The 19,599-nt window shown below is 61.0% G+C and carries 24 protein-coding genes; 2 read left to right on the forward strand and 22 right to left on the reverse strand.

Translation table 11 applies throughout. The annotated features are described in order from the left end of the window. Positions 1-7 precede the first annotated feature (7 nt). Positions 8-658: a thioredoxin domain-containing protein gene (locus Q7U39_03845; protein ID MDO9117064.1), complete on the reverse strand. Its 651-nt coding sequence runs from the start codon at positions 656-658 to the stop codon at positions 8-10. Between the two features lie 83 nt (positions 659-741). Between Q7U39_03845 and Q7U39_03850 the strand changes: the two genes are divergently transcribed. Continuing rightward, entirely contained in the window at positions 742-1,278 is a 537-nt protein-coding gene (locus Q7U39_03850; protein MDO9117065.1) for a Slp family lipoprotein, read from the forward strand. Between the two features lie 140 nt (positions 1,279-1,418). On the opposite strand, the gene Q7U39_03855 is transcribed toward Q7U39_03850, so the two are convergent. Next, on the reverse strand, positions 1,419-2,309 hold the full coding sequence (locus Q7U39_03855; protein MDO9117066.1) for a tetratricopeptide repeat protein: 891 nt from the start codon (positions 2,307-2,309) through the stop codon (positions 1,419-1,421). Between Q7U39_03855 and Q7U39_03860 the strand changes: the two genes are divergently transcribed. Beyond that, positions 2,292-2,480, forward strand: a complete 189-nt coding sequence (locus Q7U39_03860; GenBank protein ID MDO9117067.1) for a hypothetical protein — start codon at positions 2,292-2,294, stop codon at positions 2,478-2,480. The genes Q7U39_03855 and Q7U39_03860 overlap by 18 nt on opposite strands. A gap of 144 nt (positions 2,481-2,624) precedes the next feature. On the opposite strand, the gene Q7U39_03865 is transcribed toward Q7U39_03860, so the two are convergent. The 20 genes from Q7U39_03865 to Q7U39_03960 form a co-directional block, all read right to left on the reverse strand. Then, positions 2,625-3,101, reverse strand: coding sequence for a hypothetical protein (locus tag Q7U39_03865; GenBank protein ID MDO9117068.1), 477 nt, complete (start codon positions 3,099-3,101; stop codon positions 2,625-2,627). A 28-nt stretch (positions 3,102-3,129) separates the two neighbouring features. Beyond that, complete coding sequence (locus tag Q7U39_03870; protein MDO9117069.1) at positions 3,130-3,468, reverse strand: hypothetical protein; 339 nt, start codon at positions 3,466-3,468, stop codon at positions 3,130-3,132. A 237-nt stretch (positions 3,469-3,705) separates the two neighbouring features. Then, positions 3,706-4,005, reverse strand: coding sequence for a hypothetical protein (locus Q7U39_03875; GenBank protein MDO9117070.1), 300 nt, complete (start codon positions 4,003-4,005; stop codon positions 3,706-3,708). Positions 4,006-4,096: 91 nt separating this feature from the next. Beyond that, complete coding sequence (locus Q7U39_03880; GenBank protein MDO9117071.1) at positions 4,097-5,269, reverse strand: ABC transporter permease; 1,173 nt, start codon at positions 5,267-5,269, stop codon at positions 4,097-4,099. Positions 5,270-5,298: 29 nt separating this feature from the next. After that, complete coding sequence (locus Q7U39_03885; GenBank protein ID MDO9117072.1) at positions 5,299-6,465, reverse strand: ABC transporter permease; 1,167 nt, start codon at positions 6,463-6,465, stop codon at positions 5,299-5,301. Then, positions 6,462-7,145: an ABC transporter ATP-binding protein gene (locus tag Q7U39_03890; GenBank protein ID MDO9117073.1), complete on the reverse strand. Its 684-nt coding sequence runs from the start codon at positions 7,143-7,145 to the stop codon at positions 6,462-6,464. The genes Q7U39_03885 and Q7U39_03890 overlap by 4 nt, the downstream gene beginning before the upstream one ends. Before the next feature lie 11 nt (positions 7,146-7,156). Beyond that, positions 7,157-8,428 (reverse strand): efflux RND transporter periplasmic adaptor subunit, encoded by a 1,272-nt coding sequence (locus Q7U39_03895; GenBank protein MDO9117074.1) that lies wholly within the window; start codon positions 8,426-8,428, stop codon positions 7,157-7,159. A gap of 98 nt (positions 8,429-8,526) precedes the next feature. Then, a complete protein-coding gene (locus Q7U39_03900; GenBank protein ID MDO9117075.1) occupies positions 8,527-9,738 on the reverse strand; it encodes a PepSY-associated TM helix domain-containing protein in 1,212 nt (403 codons plus the stop codon). A 22-nt stretch (positions 9,739-9,760) separates the two neighbouring features. Then, the gene (locus tag Q7U39_03905) at positions 9,761-12,085 is read right to left on the reverse strand and encodes a TonB-dependent siderophore receptor (protein ID MDO9117076.1); all 2,325 of its coding nucleotides are present in this window, start codon (positions 12,083-12,085) and stop codon (positions 9,761-9,763) included. Between the two features lie 298 nt (positions 12,086-12,383). Further along, positions 12,384-12,782: a hypothetical protein gene (locus Q7U39_03910; protein MDO9117077.1), complete on the reverse strand. Its 399-nt coding sequence runs from the start codon at positions 12,780-12,782 to the stop codon at positions 12,384-12,386. A gap of 155 nt (positions 12,783-12,937) precedes the next feature. Beyond that, positions 12,938-13,378: a type II toxin-antitoxin system VapC family toxin gene (locus tag Q7U39_03915; GenBank protein ID MDO9117078.1), complete on the reverse strand. Its 441-nt coding sequence runs from the start codon at positions 13,376-13,378 to the stop codon at positions 12,938-12,940. Further along, positions 13,375-13,653 (reverse strand): type II toxin-antitoxin system prevent-host-death family antitoxin, encoded by a 279-nt coding sequence (locus tag Q7U39_03920; protein ID MDO9117079.1) that lies wholly within the window; start codon positions 13,651-13,653, stop codon positions 13,375-13,377. The genes Q7U39_03915 and Q7U39_03920 overlap by 4 nt, the downstream gene beginning before the upstream one ends. Before the next feature lie 152 nt (positions 13,654-13,805). Beyond that, complete coding sequence (locus Q7U39_03925) at positions 13,806-14,180, reverse strand: biopolymer transporter ExbD (protein MDO9117080.1); 375 nt, start codon at positions 14,178-14,180, stop codon at positions 13,806-13,808. Beyond that, complete coding sequence (exbB, locus tag Q7U39_03930; GenBank protein ID MDO9117081.1) at positions 14,170-14,595, reverse strand: TonB-system energizer ExbB; 426 nt, start codon at positions 14,593-14,595, stop codon at positions 14,170-14,172. The genes Q7U39_03925 and exbB overlap by 11 nt, the downstream gene beginning before the upstream one ends. A 223-nt stretch (positions 14,596-14,818) precedes the next feature. Continuing rightward, complete coding sequence (locus tag Q7U39_03935; GenBank protein MDO9117082.1) at positions 14,819-15,325, reverse strand: cytochrome P460 family protein; 507 nt, start codon at positions 15,323-15,325, stop codon at positions 14,819-14,821. 187 nt (positions 15,326-15,512) lie between these two features. Next, a complete protein-coding gene (locus Q7U39_03940) occupies positions 15,513-15,767 on the reverse strand; it encodes a helix-turn-helix domain-containing protein (GenBank protein ID MDO9117083.1) in 255 nt (84 codons plus the stop codon). A 118-nt stretch (positions 15,768-15,885) separates the two neighbouring features. Next, positions 15,886-16,431: a cytochrome P460 family protein gene (locus tag Q7U39_03945; protein MDO9117084.1), complete on the reverse strand. Its 546-nt coding sequence runs from the start codon at positions 16,429-16,431 to the stop codon at positions 15,886-15,888. Positions 16,432-16,453: 22 nt separating this feature from the next. Further along, on the reverse strand, positions 16,454-16,822 hold the full coding sequence (locus Q7U39_03950) for a hypothetical protein (protein ID MDO9117085.1): 369 nt from the start codon (positions 16,820-16,822) through the stop codon (positions 16,454-16,456). 257 nt (positions 16,823-17,079) lie between these two features. Beyond that, positions 17,080-17,424, reverse strand: coding sequence for a hypothetical protein (locus tag Q7U39_03955; GenBank protein ID MDO9117086.1), 345 nt, complete (start codon positions 17,422-17,424; stop codon positions 17,080-17,082). A 165-nt stretch (positions 17,425-17,589) separates the two neighbouring features. After that, positions 17,590-19,560: a S9 family peptidase gene (locus Q7U39_03960; protein MDO9117087.1), complete on the reverse strand. Its 1,971-nt coding sequence runs from the start codon at positions 19,558-19,560 to the stop codon at positions 17,590-17,592. Positions 19,561-19,599 lie beyond the last annotated feature (39 nt).

Below are 19,599 nucleotides of genomic sequence, written 5' to 3' on the forward strand. Positions count from 1 at the left end.
GGCAAGATCACTTCTTTTTGTCTGCATCCAGGATGCTGTGGATCACCAGTTTCAGATTGTCCGGATCGATCTGCTCGACTTTGATATTGCCGTCGATCAGCACCGTCGGCGTCTGCTGCACCTTGATACGCTCGCCCCATTTCTTGCTCTCTTCCAACGCCTTGGCCGGCTTGCCGCTGGCCATGCCCTCCTCAAATGCCTTGGGGTCGAGTCCGACTTCCTTGATCAGGACTTCGCGCAACGAACGATCCAGCACGCCGGTCACTTTTTCCGTATGAATCGTCCGGAAAAGAACCTTCTTCATCTCGTCCCCTTTGCCCATGGTCCTGGCCTGCTCATACATATCGAACGGCGTCGGCAATTTGCCCTGGAAGACGGGGAAACCCACCATCGTGACTTCGATCTTATCGCCGAACTCTTTCTTGAGAATCGCCACCCCCTCGCCGTCAAACCGATGGCAGTGGGGACAATAGAAATCGGCAAACTCGATCAGCTTGACCTTCCCCGGTTGATGCGTGGACTTTTCGTCCTTGAGGACTTCGAACTTCCCCTTCAACTCAGGCGTCGCGGCGGAAACTCCCACTGAAGTTCCCAGCGCCAGAATGGCACCCACGGCCACGAGAGCGCCACGCCATCCCCACTTGCTGCTGTGCGTCATGTCCTGCTCCTTTCGAGATTGTCCAACCATGCGTCCTATTATAACGAATACCTGCCGAACCTGCCCTCTGTTATACTGCGCCTATGCAGAGACGTCAGATCTTCTTACTCAGCGCAATCCTCCTCGCCACCGCCGGCTGTGCCACGAGCCAAGAATCCTTCGACGGCACCCAGCCTCCACAGATCGCTTTTGCACAGGTCAAAGCGGCGCCCGATTCCTATAAAGGACAGACCGTCACCTGGGGGGGCCAAATCTTGAGTGCCCGGCGCCTGAAGGAGGGAACCCGCATCGAGGTACTGCAGCTCCCGCTCAACTCCTCGCTCCAACCAACCCTGGAGCTGAATACGTCGCAAGGTCGCTTTGTCGCGCTGCAACGGGAATTCCTCGATCCGGCGACCATTCCAGCCGGAACGTTTGTCACGGTCTCTGGAGAAGTGGCTGGTTCAATCACCCTGCCCTTGGACGAGACGGAATATGCCTATCCGATTGTCGAACTCAAGACGATGAAAGTCTGGGTAAGGGTGGAAGATCAACCAATCCGCATCCGTCCGCACATCGGACCGGGGCCTTACTGGGGCCCCTATTGGTCTCCCTACTGGAGGCCCTGGCCCTATTGGTGAGCAAGACGGGCTGGAAGGGCGGTCTTTCTGGTTGAGGAAGTCTCTCTGGTCTCTCTGGTCTCGGACCAAATAGACCAGAGAGACTAAACAGACGAGACAAACCGCATAACCTGTCCCGCATTTCTCGCCCGTCGCACTGATTACCGGAACGTCGACCCGACAATCCGCTCCACTCGATCATCCCGACCTCCGAGCTCCCGATACTTGCGATACTGCGCGAGCGCGCGGGGCATGTCTTTCCGGTGCAACTCATAGAAGACGCCGAGATTGTAGTGCGCTTCGGCATACTCCGGCTTCAGCGCCACCGCCGAGGTATACTCGCGTTCCGCCTCGTCAAGCATGCCCATGCTCGTGTAGACCACACCCAAATTCAAATGGGCTTCCGCATAGCCCGGCTGATACCGGAGCACTTCAAGGAATTCCCGTTCGGCCTCGGCAGACTTGCCCTGGCTGCGATAGATGAATCCCAAATTGTAGTGTGCATCGACCAGGTCCGGTTTTGCTGCGACCGCCTGCTTATAGGCATACGCCGCTTCCACCAGATCGTTGCGTTTCTCCGCCATCCGACCGGTCAGATACCAGGCATCGGCATGTTTGGGATGGGCCTTCGTCAAGCGGGCCAGCGTTTCTGCAGCCACCTTCGTCTCGCCGGCGTGATCCTGAAGTGTCGCCAGAGAGAACAATGCTTCCGGATGGTTTGGCTGAATCGACAACAGCCCCTGATAGGTCTTGATCGCAGCAGGTACATCACGCTGCGACTCATAGAGCTTGCCCAGATCCAGATACGACTCCGCATGCTTCGGATCGGCTTCGATCGCTTTCATGAGCGCCTGTTGCGCCTCGGCCGACTTGCCCTGCGCGGCGTAGACTTCGGCGAGATCATTGAGCGCCTCGGCGAAGGCCGGCTTCGCTTTGAGCGCGCGCACAAACTCCTCCGCCGCTTCGGCCGGCTTCCGGCCTTTCAGTAAGACGAGTCCGTGGAGATGCAGCGCCTGAGGCGACCCGGGATTGAGATGCAGCGCTTTCTGCACCGCCTCATCGGCGGCTTTCAGATCGCCGCGAGCCAGCGCGGCGCGCGTCAGATCCAGCTCATGCTGAAGCGATTCCTGAAGACCAGCGGCAGAGACAGAAGGGAAGAGGAAGAGAAGAAGGAAACCACAACAGAAACCAAGGACGGTCGCAACCTGAGTTCGGCGGTCTGAAATCAAGGCGTCCCCCCCTTCAACACAAACAACTCTCGGCGGACTATAAACGGGGCGAAGGAGGGAAATCAACGTGCTGCGGCACAACCAGCAAGGCATGGGGAGCGACGCCGAATCAGCGTCGCTCCCGCATCGAAGATTAGACTACTTCAACAACATCAGCTTCCCGCCGGCATCTTTGGGATTGAGCTGATCCCGATACACAAACGTGCTGCCGGCCGCGTACAACAGATCGCTCGTCGGAATACCGATATACTTCGTCTCTCCCGGCTTGAGCACGATCTTCACATTCAACACGGTCGGCGCCGATTGATTCTCCGCCGCCGTCATATGAAACCCGCGCTCGACGGCGGACTTGTTGGTCACCCGCACCAAGACCGGAGTCCCCGGCCGGTTCTTCAAGTCCAGCACCGACGTCGGCGGATACAGAATCTTCAGCGCCCCGACCTCGGTCGCATAGATATCCAGATCGACCGGCAACTCCTTGAACGACTGGCCGACCACCGACCCGGTCTCCAGATCGCCGACTTCCACACCACCGGACTGCAACGCCCAGGCCCCGGAAACCATCATCAACACCGCGGCACAACTGACAAGGCCCACACCTAACTTCCGTACCATACGCAACCTCCTCCTGAGTTAAAAACGATTAGGACGTACGAGGCTCTTCGAACCCGTGACAGGGAGGCAACCCCGCCTCTTCCAGCACTTGCCTCCCGATGACATGATTGCCGACCAGCAGAAACAGAATCTTCAATCGTTTGGTATTCTCAAGGAACCGCCCGCTCGCGAACGCGGTCACTTCCCGCGACCCGTCAACCTGCGATCGGTCCTCTTCAATGGTCACTGAATAGTAGTCGAAGCCCTCGAAAGCATGATTGAACGTGTGCTCGCGAAGCAGTTGCTCCAGCGACTGGTCCGGAGCGGCAGCGGACAGCCCGGGGGACAGGAACAGGCAGGTGAGCATCGTGGCAAGCCAAAGACGCACAAGACAGTCTCCGAGGAGGGGCTACTGTAGCCACCCCCTCAAACGCTGTCCACCGATGCCTGCTAACTGATGCACACCGATGCAACAGAAGATCGAAACGACCCGGAGTGGAACCGCCTTGAAGCCTCGGGGGAAGAATCAGGGAACGGACAGCGAAAGGGGAGGGGGAAAATTGGCACGGCCCTATAAGAAGAGCCGTGCCTGAGAAATCGATCAGTAAACGGACCTGCGCATCGACTACTTGGTCTTTTTGCCCTTCGCCGGCTTCTCCGCCTGCTCGGCGTGCGCCAAGGCTTCTTCCGCATGCTTCACGGCTTCCTTCGCATGCTCCAGCGCTTCCTTGGCGTGGGCATCGGTGCTGCTCTTCACGGCTTCTTCCAAATGCGTAATCGCTTCCTTCTCATGCGCGACCGCTTCCTTGGCATGCGCGATCGTTTCCTTCACATGCGCATTCCCGGCCAACACTGTCCCGACCGGCCCGGCCACCATCAATGCACCACACGCCACAACCGCCAACAGCACGCGAGCTTTCAACATAAAGAATCCTCCTTGGAAATGTGGATAGGCTAAAGCGACGGATCGAATTGTATCGAGATCGTGAGAAATTAGAAAGCGTCCGCCGGCATCGTCACACCGTCCGTTCGCCGAGCGCCTGAACCACTTCGAGTCGGGCCGCGCGCGTCGCCGGGATCAGCCCGCCCGCCAGGCTCATACACACGGCAAAGAGCAGCGCCAACCCGGTCATGCCGGGGGAAAGCTGGAACCCGAACGCGATCTCGGACCCCGTGTCCCAGTTCACAGTCGAGATCGTCACCGACTGGAGGAAGGACGCCCCGGCTATGCCGAGCAGCCCCGCGCTCGCTCCCAGGGCCATCGACTCGAACAGGAAGGTCTGAAGAATCGCGATTCTGGTGAAACCGAGGGTCCGGAGCGTGCCGATTTCCGTCGTACGCTGTGCCACGGACGCGGACATCGTCATGGTCGCACCCAGAATCGCCCCGATGCTGAAGACCGCCGTGAGAAAGAGCCCCGTCACACGAATCATTTTCGCCAGGCTTTCGGCTTTGCCTTCGTAATAATCCGGCTCGCGTTTCACCGAAAGATTGAACCGGGGATCCCGCTCCAGTTGCTCCTTCACCTGAACCAAGGCATCGGGCCGCGTCAACCCAACAGTCATCGAAGAAAAGGCTGTACGATGAAACGTCGCCATAAATTGTTCCGCATCGCCCCAGACCTCGGAATCGAATCCGCTGCCGTCCGCGTCGAACACACCCACCACCGTCCATTCCCGATTGCCGAAGTGCAGCACGCGGTGAAGCCCGGCTTCAGGAAACTGTTTGGCCACTTGCGCCCCCACCATGATCTCTGTCGTGCCGGGCTCCCACAAGCGGCCCTGCACCAGCCGGACCTTCGGCCGAACGGCAAAGGCATCGTGGGAAGTCCCGCGCAGGCTGAGGCTTGCAAGACTCCGTTCCTTCGCCTTCCGGAGTGTGAGTTGCAGCCCGATCTCACTGACCGCCACCGGCCGGCCCTCGCCCCCCTGCTCGATCCCCGGCTGCAACGCAATAATCTTGGCGCGGTCGCGCGAAATACTGCTGTCGATTTCCGAGAGGGCGCCCTTGCGCAGCAGGATCGCGTTCGCCGGATCGCCCGTCTTCCCCAGCGTCCGCTCCAATCCGTGCGCCAGCATCAACACGGCCAGGAACACAAACACCACCAGGCCCATCCCCGCCACCGTGAACGCCGTCGTCACACGGCGGGCCCAGAGATTCCTCAAACTGTAGGCGCCCCACAGCAACATCCGATTACTCCCGCCGAATCAACAGCCTGCTATCCGGCATGCCGCAATCCCTCCAACGTCGTCATCCGGATCAGGCGGATCGCCGGCCAGAGCGCCGCCGCCAACGCCACCAGCACCATCATGCCCAGGCACAATCCCGCCGTCTCCATCGACACCGCGTAAGTGGCCACGTACCCGTTCGATTGCGTCATCTGCGCATACAGCCGCGACGCGGGGACGAGCAGTGCCAGTCCCAGCGCCCCGCCGGAGAGCGCCAGCAGCAACGACTCGCCCAGCACCAGGAGGCAGAAATGCCGCGGCTGAAATCCCAGCGTCTTGATCACGGCATACTCCCTGGTCCGTTCCCGGACCGCCATCGCCAGCGCATTCACCAGCACCAGCAATGCGATTCCGTTGATGACCGCCGACACGGCTTCCAGGGCGTAGAGCAGCGCGCGCGACCGCTCGATCCACCCGGCAATGAACGCCTGTTCCAGTTCCGTGCGTGTCTCGGCGAACGAGTTCGCAAACAGGGCATCGATCGCCAGAGCCACCGCCCGTGGATCGCTGGTCTGGTCCGTAGTGATGGTGTACCACGAGACCTGATCGGCGCGGTCGGGCTGCGTCGTCTTCACCTGCTCATTGAGATAGTCCCAATGTAGAAACAACTCTTGATCCGACCAAATCATGACGTTGCTGCTGCGATAGATCCCGCGCACCGTCACTTCCCATTGCCCCGGATAGATGGTGCCGGTCAGCGGAATGACATCGCCGAGTTTCCAGCCGTACCGCTCCGCCAGGGACAGGCCCACGAGGCATCCACGGCGATCCTGCGCGAAGGCCAGCCGCTCCCCCTCCGAGAGCAGAATTTCAGGATAAGTCGTGAGCAACGTCGCCGCTGGCTCGGCAAAGGACGCCAGTGGCTGCTTCGGATCCTGATAAATCCCGCCGAACTCGACGCCATAGTGAACGGACTGCACCCCCGGCAGCACCGCGATACGATCCCGGTAAGCCAGCGGCAGCGGCAAGGCCCCCGACATCGCATGGACCATCACCAGCCGGTTCTTGCTGGCCACTTTCGCCGCCCCCTGCCATTCATCCAGCGTCAGACGGATGAGACCGAACGCCAGCACGACCATGGCCAGCCCCCATACCGTCAACGCCAGCCGGACCGGACGGCGCAGCGTATTGCGAAGGACGAGCCGCCCGAGCGTCATGGCGGGGACTCCAAGACGCCTTTTTCCAGATGACGGATCAGCTGCGCCCGCTCGGCGGCGCGAGGATCGTGCGTGACCATCACGATGGTCTTCCCCAATTCGCGATTCAGCCGGCCGAACAGCGTCAGAATGTCTTCGGCCGATTCACGATCCAGATTGCCGGTCGGCTCGTCCGCAAGAATCATGGTCGGGTCGCTGACGATGGCGCGGGCCAGCCCGACGCGTTGCTCCTGTCCGCCCGAAAGCTGGCGCGGATAATGGTCCATGCGGTCGCCGAGACCGACTAGCCGCAGCGCGGTCTTCACATGCTCCGTCCGCTCCGTCCGCGAGAGATGCGTGAGCAAAAGGGGCAACTCCACATTTTCAGCCGCGGTCAGGACCGGAATGAGATTGTACGATTGGAACACATACCCGATGTGTCGCGCCCGCCAGCGCGCCATGTCGCCTTCCGAAAGACCGTCGAGTCGCGTGCCGGCCACGACCACCGCCCCGCTGGTCGGACGATCGATCCCGGCCATCAGGTTGAGCAGGGTGCTCTTGCCCGACCCGGAGGGCCCCATAATCGCGAGGAACGTACCGGCAGGAATTGAAAAGGAGAGGTCCCGCAGCACAGACACCTCCGTGCCCGCCCGGGAATAGACTTTCGAGATACGCTGCAGCGTGACAACCGGATCGTACACGTGAGCAGGCCTTACGACGGGCGCCGGAGCACGGTAACGGACATGCCGGGGCGGAGACTGTCGGAGGGCACTGCCGCAACCTCGTCGGTTTGCGAGAGCGCGCCGCGCACCGGCGTGAGGCCCCCCACAGGGGAACCTGGCTGAACGTCCTTTTCGACGATCGCGCCATTCCTCACCAGAAACACCACCGGCCGACCGGCACGCATCACGACGGCCGTAGAGGGCACACCCCATTCCTCCACCGTACTGTCGGCAGAGCCGGGACGAACACCGAACGTCACTTTCGCGCTGAGTTCCGGCCGCACCCGCTCATCGAGATCAAGAAACCGCACGCGGGTGAGGATCGTCGCTTTGGCCCGGTCGGCAATCGGCATGACTTGCGAGACTTCGCCGCGATAGCGATGGTCGGGCACGGAGTCCAATTGGATCTCGGCCGGCTGCCCGGCCTGCACGCGATGAATCATCGACTCCGACACCTCCGCATCCACCATTACGGAATTCATATCCGCGATGGCCACGACCGACCCGCGCGACAAATTCGACGCGGCCATCGGCGCCACCACTTCGCCGACCTCGGCAAACTTCTTCACCACGGTGCCATCGAACGGTGCGCGCACGTTGGTGCTCTCAACCTGCACCTCGGCGGATTGGCGCTCCGCTTCCGCCGCCGCTACCGCCGCCTCGGCTGACTTCACCGCCCCGGCGGCGCGCCGGAGCCGCGCGCCGGCCATGTCGAATTCGGACTGCGTCGCGAACGATTGTTCGATGAGCGTTTTCATCCGGTCGAAATGAAGCGTCGCCTCTTGCAGCTCCGGCCTGGCCGTGACCAGCTGCGCGCGGGCCACCTCCAGCTTCGCCCGGGCCTGCTGGAGCAGCGCATCCATATCCGTATGCTCCAGCCGCGCGATCACGTCGCCTTCTTTGACCCGATCCCCGACCTTGACACCGAGATATTCCATCCGGCCTGTGCCTTTCGACGCGATCGACGCCTGTCGCTGCGCCACCACATAGCCCGCTGCGGCTAACCCCGACGAGCCGCCTCCCGGCATGCGCACTACCGCCGCCACTTCGACCGACGGAGCCTGACCGATCAGTCCCGTTTTCCACGCGCCCACCCCTCCGGCCAGCAACAGGACCAGCAGCAGCCAGCCCCACCATCCCGACTGTGCGGATGACCGCTTCGCGAAATGCTCCTCGCGTGGAATGGTCAAGCCATCCAAGTCCGCATCATGAATGCCGACTTTCAGCGGGTCCGGACGTTCCGGCGTAAATTGAGCAGACACAAGGCCTCCGTTGTCATAGGGACGCAAAGCTTACCATAGATGTTCATACCGACTACAGAAACACCTGCGGCGAAGGCACCGCCGCCAACGCAAAGTCATCAGTTGCCAGCCGCTCTGGCCTTCCTTTTCCGCCACCACATGAGAAAGCCGGTGGCGTAGATAACCGGACAGGCTACTCCACTCACAAATACCAACACCCGCCCGGTCCATCCGAACGCCTGCCCTGAATGCAGCGGCCATTGCCAATCCAGAAATGTTTCTCCGGCGCTGCGCCTGGTCATCGGATCGCGCACGTCGAGGATCGCCCCGCTGTATTGATCGACCGTCACCTGCCGCTCCGACCAGAAGGCACTCAGCCCCGGCACATGGCGTCGTCCGATGACATACACTCCTGTTTCACCGTCCGGCATCGCCACACTGCTCAACACCCCGTCCGGATACGTCCCCGCGGCGATCGCGACCGCGCGTTCCGCGCCGATAGCTGCCAGACCAGCCCCCGGCGCCGACGTTGGCGCTTGCGCCGGACCACGGGTCGCGGGAGAAAACAGTTGCACCATCCACACATACGGCCCGTTCACATTCATATCGACCCCCGACAGCAGCACCGCGCCCAGCACGACGAGCGTGTAGAGCGAGACCGTCTTGTGCAGGTCGAAATTCAGCCGAGTCTGGTTGGTGGGCCGCCGGATGACAAAGGCCTGCCGCCACTGCCCCGCACGCGGCCACCAGACGAGAATTCCGGTGAGCAGGGACAGCGTCAACAACACTGCGGCAATCCCGGCCAGCGTCACCCCGGTCTCGCCCATGAACAATGTGTAGTGCAGGGCGAAGACCACATCCATGAACGAGGAGGGCACCCATTCGGCTGCGCCATAGGCGCGCACCCCCGTTACCCTGGCGCGATACGGATCGACGAAGATCCGCGCCCAGGCTTTCGACGGCTGCTCGGCATAGACGGCGAAAACACCTTCCGTGCTCCCAGGCCCATAGATCTGTATCACACGACTGCCCGGCGGCGCCGCCTGCACGGCAGCCGCCAGCAGCTCCTCGATAGGACGATATCCCGGGGCTCCTGCCTGAGCTCCTGGCGGAACCGTCACCGTGAGCAGGCGCGGATTCAACCACTCATCGATCTCCTGCCAGAACACCAGGATGCTGCCGGTCAATCCAAAGACGACCAGCAGCGCCCCGATAAACAAACCCAGATACAGATGCACCTGCACCCACAGGCTGCGCCACGTTCGCATGCGAGTCGTACGCGGCGCCGCCAGGCCTGCCGAATCGGCAAGGCCCGGACTCGCTGTCTGCATGGATGCGTCCTGGGCCATGGACTTAGAACTCCATCCGGATCGAGCCCATGAAGAACCGGGGCATGCCGGGCTGGATAAAGTACGGCCCTCCGATGGTTCCGGAGTAATAGGTCCTATCGAACAAATTGCTCACATTGAGCTGGGCGGTCATCTTGGTCATCCCCATCCGCCATTCGTAGCTGGCCATCGCGTTGGCAATGACATACCCCGGAAGCTGGAAGGTATTCGCCGTATCGCCTTGCCGCTCGCCGGCCGCCTGGAGCCCTGCACCGACCTTCAGGCCGCGCAGCTTCATGCCCTGGAGGGCTTCATCCTGAAACGCATAGGTGCTCCAGAGGCTGCCCATGTCCTTCGCGGCGTTGAACAAGCGGTTGCCCGTGTTTCCGGGAGTGACCCCTCCCCCGCCATCGTCGGCAAAGTCCTTGGTGACCTTCGCAAAAGGCATGTAGGTATAGGATGCGATCACGCTCCAACCCGGCAGAATCTCGCCGCTCACATCCAGCTCGATCCCGCGCGTCTGCGCCTCTCCGAGCGCCTTGGAAAATATCGGCAGCTCAGGGTCCGGAACGGCTATGTTCTGTTTCGTGAGATCGAAATAGGCCACGGTTGTCCTCAGACGTCCGTCGAAGAACTCCGTCTTGACGCCCGCTTCAAATTGCTGCGCCGTCTGCGGAGGCAGCGGCTGACGTCTGATATCGAACGCGTTCTGGAGGCCGAAGTTCTCCGTGTAACTGCCGTACAGCGAGAGCCATGGCATCGGCTGCCATACCAGACCGACGCGCGGGGAGAGACGATGGTCTTTCCCTGTTCGTTCATTCAGCACCGTATCGTTCGACACAGCGTCGTCATACCGCAACCCTGCCAGCAGATGCAGATTGAGCGGCAGCTTGACCTGATCCTGCAGATAGAAACCATGCCAGGACCGCGACGAGCCGAACGGGCCGTTATCCGCAAGCTGATCAGGGGTTGGGATCCCCACTCCATACACGGGATTGAACACATTGATAGGGAAAAAGGGCGGCCCCCCGATATCGCAACATTTCGCTACGACATACTTATCGGTCTGATACAGATAGTCGTACCCGAACAGCAGCGTATGCTTGAGTATTCCCGTGTCGACATGGCCGGTCAGATTCAGCGAACTCTGATAGCGGTTTTCCTGGTTCCCGCGCGGGGTATCAACCATGAAGCGATCGACGGTGCCATCCGGCTGTACGGCACTAAACGGCACGATCATTCTGCTGCCCAGGCCATGAATGAACTCACCGGAGATCCGGTGGGTAATCTTCCAATCCGAATTCAGTTCATGCGACCAGTTAATGCCGGTAAAGAACCGCTCGTTCTTGCTCTTGCTGAAACTCGGCTCATCCAAATAGCGGCTGACCGGAACCGGAGCCGGCCGGTTTCCAAGAGCCGGAAGGAGACCATCCGATTTCGTGTTGATATTCTGATACTCCAGCTCAGCGGTGATTTGCGTACGCGGGCTGATCTTCCACTGCACCACCGGGGCAAAGAACATGGTTTTGCGATCGACGAAATCACGGAAGGACTCCGAGTTTTCATAGGCGAAATTAAAACGATAGAGCACACTTTTATCTTGGTTCAACGGACCAGTGGCATCGCCGGTCGTGCGGAAGAAGTTATACGAGCCGAATTGTTGCTGCAGCGAATACGCGGGAGTCTCCTGCGGCTGCTTCGTCACCACATTGATGATTCCCCCCGGGTCTGCCCGGCCATAGAGAATCGAGGCAGGCCCCTTCAACACCTCGACTTGCTCGATGTTCGCCGCTTCGACCAGATTATTCGTCGGCCTCAACACCCCGTTCCGATAGTGCGCCGTCGACTCGAATCCGCGAATCATGTACCCATCCCCTCCTTCAATCGCGGAAGGGAATGGCGAGACGCCGCTGACATTTTGTAAGGCCGTTCCTAATCGCACCGCCTGTTGATCCTTCAAGACCTGCTGCGGCACCACCTGAATGGAAAAAGGCGTTTCCATGATCGGCGTATCGGTCTTCGTGGCCGTGGTGGCCTGATCCACCTTGTACGATTCCCGCTGAGCCATGACGTGGACCGGCTTCGCTTCCAACACCGGCACATCGCCCTCGGTGGGAATTGGCATGTCGGCCTGCGACGACGACGGCAAAGGCAGCGGGACGGGGGGCACCACAGGCGGCTGCGCCTCGGATGGAGCCGGCTCGGCGGGCTGCTTGGCTTCAGCGGTTTCCGCTGAGAGAGGCGGCGCCTCCTGACTCTGCTGCGACGGCACCGGCTTGATCGGCCCGATACAAGCCGTGAAAACCGTCAGGCACCCAAGCACCGCGAGCATTTGCCCGACAGCTGCCATGCGTGCGGACCCTGCCTCTGTCTGTATGATGTTCCGAACTGACCGATATAATTGCAATGATGATAACGACATAACTCCCTCTCCTGCGCACACCGGCCTCATGGCGTACACGAACGTGTCTGAAAGCCGGACCCGCAGCTCAATCCGATGCCTTGCCGATGCCCTGCGCAGCAGAAGAGCGCACGGCCTCGTTCAAGGCCGGCCCCTTCGGTCTCAGGCGAGACGTACATCACGCAGGCCGCATCAGACGCAGCAGGCGCCCGGCTTGTGAATATTCAGTGACGTTAAGCGATGGAAATCAGGAGACTTGGGCAGGAGGACCGCGGCCGTGGGCCGTAATCAGAGGAAGGCTGTGCCAGGACACACAGACGAGAACCAAGGGCACGAAGACGGATACCACGACCGGCAGGCTGGGAATCTCGGGCAGCACGAAGGCCGATTCGTCTTCATTGACAGAGCAGGCCCAGACGATCCAGGGGCTGGCGGGGGCCAGGCCATGGTGACACCGGTCGCGATCTATCCCGGCATGGAGATAAAACGCCCGTGATTGTTCCTTCTCCCAGTCGGTGAAGCACGTGGAGCAGACCATCGCCGCCGCGACACGAATGCCGATGAGCAGACAAGCCAGCAAGGCGAACAGACGAGAGATCTGCCCGGACCGGCGACTGTCATGCATCAAGCGGAACACGTTCGGCACAGCCCCCACCTTTCTCACGAAAAGACTGCAACTCTACAAAACCGCCAGGCCGTCCGTCTACCGGCCTCTGCTCACGGATGCTACAGAAATTTATTAGATCTCGATCGGCGAGGTCACGGGGATCGACAGGAGATGCGGGCGGCGAATCCAGCTCTCTATTCCACCCAGATGACGGTCAAGGCCATGGCTTGGGCCGCATCGCGCTGCTTGGCATCGCTCGTGATGAAGGGAATCGTCAATCCTGAGGCGGCTTGAAACATCATGGCCGACGCGATGTGCAGGGCGTCGAGCGTTCTGACATCCGTTTTCTGGACCAGTTCCTCGGCTTGCCGGAGAACGTGCTCGCCTACCTCCACCAGTTCCCAATAGGCTCGGTCTTTGAGCACCCTCGCGCGGATGGCAAGAAAATCTTTTGGCGTGAGGTCGCCGGCGGCTCGCCTCCGGCTGAGCGCCGACATGACCTCAACCGGCGTGACGGCGGAGGACAGAAACCGAAACCGTTGAAGCAGCCGGCGCGTCGCGCTCGAACCTGCCTCCTTGACATACCGCTTCGCCAGCACGCTGGTATCGAAGTAGGCCCAGTGCCGCGAGGTCACGCTTCCTCTCGGTCCATGACAATCGTGCGAGACAACGGCGCCCCATGCACCGATCGAGGGCTCCACGCTGGAAGCGCCCCCCGTTTCGATGCCGCGCGCAAAACCCCGGCAGACTCCAGTCTCCGAATGGCAGAACCCGCTTCATCGGAGGGCCCGATCAACTTCACGACAGCCAGAGGTTTGCCGCGTTCCGTCAACAACACTTCCTTGCCTTGCTTGACGGCCTTCATCAATTGGGAAAATTTCTGATTCGCCTCGCGCAATCCCATTTGCATACGGCCCCCCTTCATGTAGTGATGAGCCTACGTTATGCCGGACTGGAGACTCATGTCAACCTATCGCGCCTGCGCCACCGGGCGAGCATCGCCGAGGGGGGCCGGCTTCTCCCCTGGAGTCTGTGAGGAGCCCCCAAGTAGAACCCTACAACTCACGCGCGGGTCACTCCCAAGCTCACCTGCCGGAAGCCCAGCGCGCGGATGCGATCGACGACCGAGACAAACCGCTCCAACCGCGTCACTTTGTCGGCCCGGACCAGAACCGGCGACTCGCGCGGATAGGCGAGGAGCGTGGCGTCGAGTAGCGCCTCGGCCACCGGGCGATCCGCCACGAACAACTCCCCCTCCGCCGTCACCGTCACGATAAGCGGTTGGTCCGGCCGGTTGCCGGCCGTCGCCGCTTTGGCTAACTCGACTGGCACCTGCCCGGTCGTCACAAAGGTCGCCGTGGTCAATACGATCACGAGCAGCACCAGCATCACGTCGACCAATGGAATCACGTTGATGTTGTTGAGTTCACGATCCATGTTGCGCCTGATGCAGGGTGAGCAGTTCACTCACGCGGCGGCGGAGCACGTTGTTCATGACCACGCAAGGAATGGCGACGAGGAGTCCGACCGCCGTGGCCTTCAGCGCCAGGCTCAGCCCGATCATGATCGTGGCAACCGCCAGCGCTCCGGACGTGCCCATAGTATGGAAAGTAAGCATGATGCCGAGCACCGTGCCGAGCAGGCCGATATAGGGCGCGTTCGCCGCAATGGTCCCGATCACGACTAAATGCTTTGTGAGCGCCATCTCCAACGTGTCGCGATGCTGAAACTCGGCGGGATTGATGCGTTGAAAATACCTCCACCGCTCGATCGCGACGGCAAAGGCCACCAAGCCCAACATCACCAACAGTCCGATCACCCCGTAGTCAACGATCGCTTTCAACTCATCCATCACGGATCTCCGTAGCAACGCACCACCTCACGCCGGAGGCCTGGGCTCGCTGGCCATCTCAACCACTCCCTAAGCTGAATGGGATACGGTACGGCAGGAAGCAGGGAGAGGGAAGCGCATGGGCATGCGCCTCCCTCTATACGGGACTCTCTGCGTGGTCAGCGCAGTCCAACCCCTGTGAATCCCGTCCATCGTCACGACCACGTATCCGCCTCGGGTCTCTTCACATCACGGGCAATCGGCAGACGCCGCAATCCAAGGCATCGCTCGCCACCACACGGCCGATCGCATCGTAAGTCGCATAGGCCCAGCCCTCACGCGAACGGCGCCCCAAGCCCTGGCGATCCAGGCTCGACACCTTTTCCATCACAAAGACCGATCGCAATTGTCCCCCGGTCCCAGGGGCGGACGAGAAGGTTTCCACAACCAGCGCCGTCCCGACGGGAAACGTGTCCTCGTCGGTCACCGATGCCGCCTTCGGACAAACGGCAAATCTCAGATATCGAGCAGCTCCGGACACATCTACATCGGACTCGATCAGCGGCCAGGTCCGATAGTGCTTCGGCACCGGCACACCCGGCACCTGCGCTGGATTCGTCCGCCAGCGGGAGACCGTCAGCGCGATCGCCAGAAGCCGGACAACCACCACGTTGAGCGTGTAGTCGCCAGGATCTTTCCTCTTCACGGCGCTGACGAACGCCGCACGTGTCATTTCGAGACTACCGAGCATGAATCACCTTATCCTTTCCCCGAAGAGCCGGGAATTTGGGAGGAAGGCATCTCCGACGCCCTGAACACCTTACAAGCACACCATCTCTTGTGTAGCCCCGAAGGGCCGGGGACTCGGAGGGAGGCCACCTCCGACTCCCCGGGCAGGCCTGGAAGAAGGGTGCACAACTACCAGACCCGTTTCCGCATCATGTTCGCCGCTTGCTCGCGCGCAGACTCGATCGCACGCGCACTACCTTGCTGCGCCCATTCGATTCCCGGATCGCCTGATCGGTACACTGGCCTTCGATGAGTCCGTTCAGCGATGCGCGAAAGATGCGCAGGCTCCCGCGGCCGATCTTCGTCGCGCGCAAGCGGCCCTCCTCGATCCACCGATAGATCGTCCACTTACTGACCCTGAGCAGCGCGGCCGCCTCTTGGACTCGCAATAACGGTGGCTCCATCCTGTCCTCTCGAACGGCGCGTATGGCGGGGGAGCGCCCAACCCGCGCTCCCCCTGGTGAGACCTGCGTCAGGAGGTCAACCCATCCGCAGATCCCAACGTCTCACCTCATCCCTCGACTAGCGCGCCATACGCTTGTCGAAATACTCGTCATAGCGATGCACGAAATCTTTCGCTGCCAGCGGAGCATGGCACGCGCGGCACTTCGTGAAATCTTCGGCCAACGGCTTCCCGTCCGGACCGAAGGCGGAAAAGACCCAGTTCCCGTTTTTCAGATTGTCCGGCACGTCCTGCCCCCACCCGTCGCCCTTGGCCATCACGAACACTTTCCCGAGATCGCCCTTGATGAGCTTGCCGTCCGCGCCGGTTTCCGGTGCGTCCCCGTTCATCTTGGCCTTGTGTAACTCCATGACCATGACAGTCCCGTTGGGAAACTGCTGGCTCTGGTTCGTTCGCGCCCCGACCTGATTCACAAAGAGCTCGCGTATCTGTTTCGCATCCGGCCGCTGGACCTCAGAGAGAAACTTCGGCCAAGTCTTATAGTCCGACGGATACGCCAATTCGCCGTCCTTCGGCTTCGCCGGCGCCTTCGCCGTCGGAGTCGTCCCCATTTCACTGCATCCCCACAGGAGCAGCACCATCATGATTGCGATTCCGTGTTTCATCTCCAGCCTCCGTTTCAATGATTTATGATTTCGCTTCCCGTGAACCGCCACGATCCACCCAGGCCTTGCAGCCGATTCCTGAGGCCAGCGCCTGCTCAACCGACGCCGCCAATTGCACCGGCGGCACTCCGTCCGGCTGAGAGCGCACCAGCACCGTACCGTGATCGTTCAAGAACTCGACGGCTTGTACCGCCGGGAAACGCCGCAGCGCCCCTTCGACCTCTTCGCGATGGTACTCACAGAACCGCCCCCCGATTTGGACGATGACCTGACTGGCAGCGGCATCTTTCTGCTCCGGCGGGGTCGCCGCCCGCGACGAATCCTCCGCCTGAACCGGCAGGCACACACTCAGGCCCACAGCCAATCCCACCCCCACGAGACCAAGCTTCATAGCTCCCTCTCCTCTTGGTTGATCCACAGATATTTACCCAATGGCCGGAGCGGAGACTCAGTGGAGAGAGTCTGCGCCCCAGTGGGTCCGGGCAAGGAGGCCGCCATACCCGGACCACACAGATGTTTCGAGACAGACCGGGGCACCCCGGATCGCTCAGGTGGAAGGCGTTCAGTGAAGCTCCGGCCAGACTCCCTCGGGAGACTTATGGCCGCAGCATGAAAACATTGAATTGGAACGAACGCGTCCCGCCTGAATTATCCGAGCGGGAGCACTGGAGGAGCACGAGAGCGGAGGAGTGACACCGAAGAGACTGAAACCAGTTGAACGGGAGAAACCACCGGAACCAGCACGACCGACTCAACAACGTCGGCAGGAGCCGATGCCACTAACCCACTCTCCGGAGTGGCCTGGCAGGCCCAGGCACAGAGAGAGGAGTGTGTCGTCTCGTGACTGTCGTGGTGTTGTTCATGCCCGCCGGCAGGGGCGGACCCCGGCAGGGCCAGCGAGCACGTGGCGGCCAAACAGACCAGGGCGACGTACATCACCGCCGTGAGTCCGGCGACGACAGTCCCGACTGATCTGATCGAACGACCGCTCATACGCTCTCTACCCTTTCAGCCTACTCATGTACGCCGATACCCCGAGACTGTCTACCGATGGCTGCTCACTTGTGCTACAGAATCCTGCGCGCCTTATTGGCGGCTTACGGCAACGGCAGCAGCGGGCATCCCCCTCCCTCGCTTTTCTAAGCGCGCTCCCCTTGGTCAATCCAAATGTGCCTTCAAGAACGTTTCCATCTCCTGAAAGACCTGCAGACGGTCCGGTTCACGGCTCAACCAATGATCCCCTCGCGGCAGTTCGACATAGCGATAGTTCTGAACACCGGCAGCCTTCATTGCCTCTGCCATCTCGCGTGAATGCTCGACAGGCACGACGACGTCCGACACGCCATGCATGAGTAACAGCGGCGTACGGATCTCCCTGGCATGAGTGACGGGAGACGTGTCCTTCAAGCGATCCCGATCCGACCACCACCGGCCGATTAGCGCATCGGCCGCGATTTCGCCCCTGACGAAAAACCGCCGCTCATCCACATAGCGTCGAAGGTCTGTGAGCCCGGCAACGCTGATCGCACACCGGTAGAGATCCGGCGTTTTGACCGCGCCCATGAGTGCCGCATAGCCACCGTAGCTCGCCCCAACAATGCAGATACGATTGGCATTCGCGATGCCCTGCTGAATGGCCCACTGCACGGCATCCGTGAGGTCATCCTGCATCTCCAGCCCCCAGCGCTGGAATCCGGCCCGCAAGAACTCCTCCCCATACCCGGACGATCCCCGAAAATTTACCTGGAGCACCGCCCACCCACGGCTGGCGAACAACTGTGCCCAGGAGTCCCAGTGGGCCATGTCGCGCGCCCACGGTCCGCCATGGGGGAAAACCACCAACGGCATTGCGCGCTCATCACGGCCCACTGGTGCGGTGAGATAGCCGTGCAACGCGAGTCCGTCCCGCGCCTGAATCGTGACAGACTTGGGAGCGGCCATCTTTCCGGCATCCACATCGGGGCGGGAGTCGGCAAACCTCACGACCCGATCGTGCTCCCGGTCGAAAATAAAATATTGCGCCGGCTGGACCGCATTTCCCGACGCCACCACGTGACGTCGCCCGTCATGGCTGCTGCTCACAATGACATTCCGGCGGTTCGGCAGCGCGCTATCGATCCTGGCTTGAACCGCCTGAGCCCGCTTGTCCCAATACACCGTCCGAATCCCCTCCGCCGCATACGACACTCCGACGACTGCGCGTAGCCAGTGGGAATAGATCAACGGGCCACCGATATCATACTCGGGGTCCGACGCCACCAATTCCCGTGGCGCGTCCGGCTGATCGATCCTCAGCTTGAACACTGCCTGCCGCCCGTCATGGAGCGCCCGCACATAGAGCACATCGGGATCCCTGTCGAATCCCAACGGGGTTATGCCGGCCTCTTTCGTGAAATCAAACTCAACCAACTCTCGCCACTCATCCGATCCTGACGCGCGCACGATGATGCGTTGCATCGTATTTCGCCCGCCGATCCCCAACCGAACACGCCCTGCTCGATCGGCCATCCAGGCATGAATACGACGAAACCCCTCCGCGTTGCCGGGATTCGCCTGCACAAGACTGCGAGCCCCGGTTTCGACGTTGAGCCGGTAGACATTGGGGGAGTTCGGAATCGTGGCGTCGAGCGCAATCAAAATATGCTTAGGATCGTCAGGAAGAAATGCGACCACTTGATCCTGAATCTGGGAATAATGCTCGGAACCAAAGATCGCATCCGGGCCCTTCGGCTTGATGAGTTCCTGATTGGCTCCGGTTCCATCGCGATTGACGCCGATCAACCGCGTTTCGACCATCCCCACTCTCATTCGGGTGTGGGCAAAGCGAATGCTGACGAGCAAACGCCCGTCATTGACCCATTCAAACCACTGGATGAAATAGTCATCGTTGTCAGACGTCACGACCGCATGGGGATCGGCGCCCGAGGTGGATTGAGTCACGAGGTGAGTCTGGCCGTCCTCATTTCTAAGCACGGCCAGATATTTTCCCGAGGGAGAAAACTTCACGGACCCGACGCGCGGGAGTCGGGCAAACGCTTCCACCGGAGTGGGATCAGCCGCCAATGCGTATGGCGGGCATTCCCACACCATCGCCACCGCAACGCATAAGACCATCGCGAATCGCGTCACGTCCGGTCCCTCCCGATTGAGTGGAAGGGAGCGCGATAC

Source organism: Nitrospira sp. (assembly GCA_030653545.1).
Taxonomy (GTDB): Bacteria; Nitrospirota; Nitrospiria; order Nitrospirales; family Nitrospiraceae; genus Nitrospira_D.